The organism is Cupriavidus sp. SIMBA_020 (assembly GCF_046535395.1).
Classification (GTDB): domain Bacteria; phylum Pseudomonadota; class Gammaproteobacteria; order Burkholderiales; family Burkholderiaceae; genus Cupriavidus; species Cupriavidus campinensis.
Genome location: NZ_JAWRWU010001226.1, coordinates 1 through 251, shown reverse-complemented (window position 1 = coordinate 251; position 251 = coordinate 1). Strand labels below are relative to the sequence as shown.

Genomic DNA, 251 nt, shown 5'->3' with positions numbered 1-251 from the left:
CTGCTTCGGCCAGTCCCAGTAATGACCGGCCATAATCTCGTCGGTCGAGCGGATCGACGTGACGAGCACCGCGAGCAGCGGCACGAGCCACAGCGCAAGCGCGCACGGCAGCGACAGCCGGTACAGCCAGCGGGCGGGACGTCCCCAGCGGGATATTGGCATCGGATACATGTTCGACATCCTTAAGATTCGACGCGCACCAGCTTGCGCAGCTGCCACACGATATAGACGAGCATGATCGCGAACAGCAC

General features: G+C 62.5%; 1 pseudogene. It reads right to left on the bottom strand.

The features are described from left to right. A pseudogene (locus tag SB751_RS33435) lies at positions 1-171 on the bottom strand (carbohydrate ABC transporter permease); the annotation flags it as partial. Between the last annotated feature and the right edge of the window lie 80 nt (positions 172-251).